Raw genomic sequence first — 4,512 nt, forward strand, 5'->3', positions numbered from 1 at the left:
ATGGTAGAAGTATTTTGAAAACATAATAATCAAGCGCCGTTAGGTGCGGCCTAAAGGTATCAATCAAAATGCAGGATCTCAACTATCTATAGAGCTGCGAAGCTTCAGTAAATAATATAAGTACCTGTGATTCTTTACTGGCCTATTTCAGGCGGAATCTTTGAAGACGTAATGGAATTCTTTTATCGTTTTTATCCAGAACGACTGCTATTACTTTTCCGTTATGAAATTGCACCTTATCGGGATCCAGTACAATTTTATAATTTTCAGATTCAACTTTTGATGTGCCCAGGTATTCGCCATTTTCCGAGAAGGAGTAGAGTTGAAATGATTCTGCAGCCTCCTTGGGCGAGTATTTTACTACCCAGAGATTATTAGAGTCATCTATAAGGAGTTCTGCAAAATAAGGTAGATTAGGGGGGTAGTAACCGGGATCTTTCAACATCTCTACACCCCTGTAGTATCCATCTATCAGTTGTTGCTGTTCTTTTTTATCATAATGCGTGCTTTCTTTAATGCTTTTCTCCACTACTTTTGCTTTCTGCAATGCTGCCTCATAATAGTCTTTTCGGTCTGTTTCGGTTATCTTTAGTGGCTCAATTTCCATTTTAAATGAATTAATTTTACTGCCATCGGGGCTATAAACTTCAACTTTGCCTGATTTTGGAAATGCAATAATCAGGTTCCCATTCGTTGTAGAAGCAATATGCGGGTTGAAAAGGCCAGGGTTTGAAAAAAATTGATTAAATGAAATCATGCCTTTACCTTCCAGGTTCACAACAATAGTCTTCTCCTCGTCTTGTTCACGGGTTCTATCTTTTTTCCAGATCACCTGCTCTTTTCCGGTAACGATGTTTTTAATGCTAATGATATTGCGGACATCTCCTCCTCCCAGGGCTACATGTCCCAAAATTGCTATTTTTTTGTTTTTTAGTGGTACTGTATTTAGTGGCATATAATCTATTTGTGCATTTTTGTAAAATGTACCATCAAGGTTGAACAGCCTGACCCTTCCCTGAACATCTGTGGTATAAATGTACTTTCCATCCAAAACACCTTGCACTTCAGGTAGCATTGGGAATTGTCCTTCTCCTGATCCGTGCGATCCAATATTTACTGTTTTTTTTCCATCTGCAGAGAATTTGTAGATGGTGTGTTTTGTTTTTTGGGTCATGTATGTATTACCCTCATTATCAGTAATTATTTTTCTGTATTTACCTACAGGGCGTTTATGCATTTTTTGATGATAATCGGAGAATACCTGGTGCCAATCTGTTTGTGCACCATAAGCTTCATCAGCTTCAAACTTTGTAACGCCATCATTGTAATGTGTAGTATTTTGCCCTGAAATTGAAAGGCTTATGATGCCTGCGATTAATATTAGAATATGCTTTTTCATTTTGCTTAAGTTTTTAATTATTTATTTGTTGCTTCGAATGGCGCCTTTCAAAGCTTTTAATTGCCTGATGTTGTAATTTGCTCTACTATATTTCCTTTTTTATCTTTTATGGTGATCGTGATCATACGTTCCTGCCATTGTTCATTCATGCTGGCTTGTTGCATAATTTTTTGTTCCCGGAATTTTAGATGTTCCATTTCTTTTTGATCAGCTTTATATTGTCTGATTATAAAAGAAAAGCTGATAAGCGTAGCAATAGCTGCAGCAACAGCATAGATTCTTATTTTGGGCCAAATATTTTTTGGTTGACCAGTTGGCTTTCGAAATGGTGGAACTATAACCTGTTTCTCGGCTGGTATTTGATTTGCCAGATGATTTTTTATAGTTGTCAAATCTTTTTTATAGGAATTTAATTGCGCTCTGCAAATGGAGCACTTTTTTAAATGCTTTTTGACCTGGCTGACGTGTTCCGGAGCTAACTCATTGTCCAGAAAAGCTTGTATGGTTTCATTTTTCAAACAATTCATGGCACTCCTCCTTAATAATAGTTCGTAATTTTTCAATGGTTCTCGATAATGTTTTACCTACTGATGCCGGGTTGATTTCTAATATTTCTGCCATCTCTTTGTATTTTAATCCTTGTTGGTACAATATTAATAGATGGTAAGCTTTGGGTTCTATTTTATTCAATGCGGCTTCTAATTGTTTTACTTTTTCATTTGCTTCAATTTCCGGTTCTCTTTCGTGTTGAGTTTCGGTTCGAATGGTTTCCTGAATGTATGCAAGGTTATATTTCTGCTTATTGTAATTATTCACAAACCGGTTGTAGGCCGTTTTAAACAACCATGCTCTGACATCCTTAATACTTTGTTTTTTTTGTTTTTGGATGTACAAATTTTCAAATACTTCCTGAACCAGATCTTTGCTCGTCTCCTCGCAACGTGTCAATTGCAAAAGGTATTTAAATATGGATGTGTAATGCGTTAAATATATCTTATCAAAATCCATTCATCGTTTTTTTGTAATGTAATGACAGGCGAAACCAGAATTTGTGACATCCTTTTCATATTTTATTTTTAATTTTCAAAGGTCATTACCTGTCCCGATGCCAATCGGGATGGAACCGCATGATGTAAAATAATCATTTCTGCGTGGGTGTTTAATAATTATTTTAATCATGCTTGTTTCAACTTTTTTTAAGTTATTGGTCAAAATGTACTGAAGATTTTAGAATGAAGACCATTTTCTCTGAAATATCGGAGGGTTAAAACACTTACTCTTCTGAAAAATCTTTAAGCATTCGGCGATAGCTTGAAAAAACATTGGCACGTGATACAAAACCATAATATTTACCATTACGCACAACCGGCAGGTTATAGTGTGATGATTGATTGAATTTTTTTGCTACTTCGTCCATCGATTCATCAGGGTCGACAATAGGGGCAGGCATAAACATGAGTTCCCGCACATAGATTTTATCATAAAGCTCACGGCGGAACATGATGTGCCGTATATCGTTGATAAAAACTATTCCATGGAGTTTACCTCCGTCTTCAATTACGGGAATGATATTCCTTTTACTTTCAGCCACTTTTTTTACCAGGTCGCCGAGCGTAGCATCCGGATCAATGGTGCGGAAATCTTTTTCAATAAGATTGCGTACGCTCATCATCGATAATACAACCTGGTCTTTATTGTGGGTAAATAAATCGCCCCGGCGGGCCAGCTGGTAGGTATAAACAGAATAGCGCTCAAAAATGCGTACCACGGCATACGAGGTAGCTGCCACAATCATAAGGGGCATTATTAGGCCATATCCGCCGGTGGTTTCGGCAATCAGGAAAATGGCTGTAAGCGGAGCGTGCAACACTCCGGCTATAAGTCCTGCCATACCTACAAGGGCAAAGTTCGATTCTGGAATGTTTTCAAGGCCTGTAAGGTTGATTACTTTAGCATAAAGTAATCCGGTATTTGCCCCCATAAACAAAGTTGGCGCGAAAATACCACCGATTCCTCCTGCTCCAAAAGTGGCAGATGTAGCAATGGCTTTAAAAAACATAACCAGCAGAAAAAGTCCTATTACGGCCCATGTTTCCGTACGCAGATCATAAAATACACTATTATTGAAAAGGTATTCGTGGTTTCCCTGTAATGCCTGGTTGATAGCTTCATAACCCTCACCGTAAAGCGACGGAAACAGGAAAATAAGTACTCCAAGTATTGACGCGCCCGCTATCCATCGTTTAAATGAGCTTTTAACACGGTCAAATTGTCCCTGAAGATATTTGTACATGCGAGCAAAATATATGGATGAGAATCCGGCTATGACTCCTATACCAATATAATAGGGAGTTTGGTTCATAACGAATTTGTGTACCACTTCAAATGGATAAAGTACATCCTGACCCAGAAAAAAATAGGAGGTAAGGGCTGCGGCACTGCTGGCAAAAAGCAGTGGTACCATTGATGCCATTGTGAGGTCAATCATCAGTACTTCGAGTACGAAAACAGTGGCTGCAATAGGTGCTTTGAAAATGGCTGACATTGCACCTGCGCCGGCACAGGCAAGAAGCAACAGGGTTTGCCTGCGGTTGAGGCGTGTGGCCCGGGCAATTGTTGAGCCCCATGCCGAACCAGTAGCTACAGTTGGTCCCTCCAATCCGACGCTACCGCCGAAACCTACGGTAAGGGCACTGGTTACAATCGACGAAAAAGTATTATGTCGTGCAATATAACCGTTATCTCTTGAAATGGCATATAGAATGGTGGGAATACCGTGCCCCACATTTCGCCTTATAAGGTAGTGGGCAAATAGTATTGCCAACAATATACCAATAGCCGGATAGGCAAAATACATATAATTATGAAGGTCAACAGCAAATTCTGCAGTGAGCAGGTCCTGGATAAGGTGCACTGAGTTTTTGATGATGACCGCAGCAAATCCAACCATGATGCCAATTATGACGCTTAAGAAATTAACATACTGGCGATCGCTTACATTGGCGCTGCGCCAAACCATAAATCGTTCTATAATTCTATTTTTGCCCATCAATCAACAAAAATATAACGTTGTTTGACAATTTATGGAATTTTGGGATAAAAATCTCCTTTTT

At 38.8% G+C, this 4,512-nt stretch carries 4 protein-coding genes; all 4 read right to left on the reverse strand.

Translation table 11 applies throughout. From position 1 onward, the window contains the following. Positions 1 to 142: 142 nt before the first annotated feature. A complete protein-coding gene (locus VJ937_RS08065) occupies positions 143 to 1,399 on the reverse strand; it encodes a hypothetical protein (protein WP_324066386.1) in 1,257 nt (418 codons plus the stop codon). A 56-nt stretch (positions 1,400 to 1,455) separates the two neighbouring features. Beyond that, positions 1,456 to 1,926 (reverse strand): zf-HC2 domain-containing protein, encoded by a 471-nt coding sequence (locus tag VJ937_RS08070; RefSeq protein WP_324066387.1) that lies wholly within the window; start codon positions 1,924 to 1,926, stop codon positions 1,456 to 1,458. Then, positions 1,907 to 2,407 carry a sigma-70 family RNA polymerase sigma factor gene (locus tag VJ937_RS08075; RefSeq protein WP_324066388.1) on the reverse strand — a complete coding sequence of 167 codons (501 nt, stop codon included), beginning with the start codon at positions 2,405 to 2,407 and terminating at the stop codon, positions 1,907 to 1,909. The genes VJ937_RS08070 and VJ937_RS08075 overlap by 20 nt, the downstream gene beginning before the upstream one ends. Positions 2,408 to 2,672: 265 nt before the next feature. Beyond that, the gene (locus tag VJ937_RS08080; RefSeq protein WP_324066389.1) at positions 2,673 to 4,418 is read right to left on the reverse strand and encodes a chloride channel protein; all 1,746 of its coding nucleotides are present in this window, start codon (positions 4,416 to 4,418) and stop codon (positions 2,673 to 2,675) included. Positions 4,419 to 4,512: the final 94 nt, after the last annotated feature.

It is taken from the genome of Salinivirga sp., from assembly GCF_035268865.1.
Classification (GTDB): Bacteria; Bacteroidota; Bacteroidia; order Bacteroidales; family Salinivirgaceae; genus Salinivirga.

Bases quoted from the DNA above. Each gene is read 5' to 3' on its own strand.
- VJ937_RS08065 (WP_324066386.1), bottom strand. From the start codon at position 1,399: ATGAAAAAGCATATTCTAATATTAATCGCAGGCATCATAAGCCTTTCA.
- VJ937_RS08070 (WP_324066387.1), bottom strand. From the start codon at position 1,926: ATGAATTGTTTGAAAAATGAAACCATACAAGCTTTTCTGGACAATGAG.
- VJ937_RS08075 (WP_324066388.1), bottom strand. From the start codon at position 2,407: ATGGATTTTGATAAGATATATTTAACGCATTACACATCCATATTTAAA.
- VJ937_RS08080 (WP_324066389.1), bottom strand. From the start codon at position 4,418: ATGGTTTGGCGCAGCGCCAATGTAAGCGATCGCCAGTATGTTAATTTC.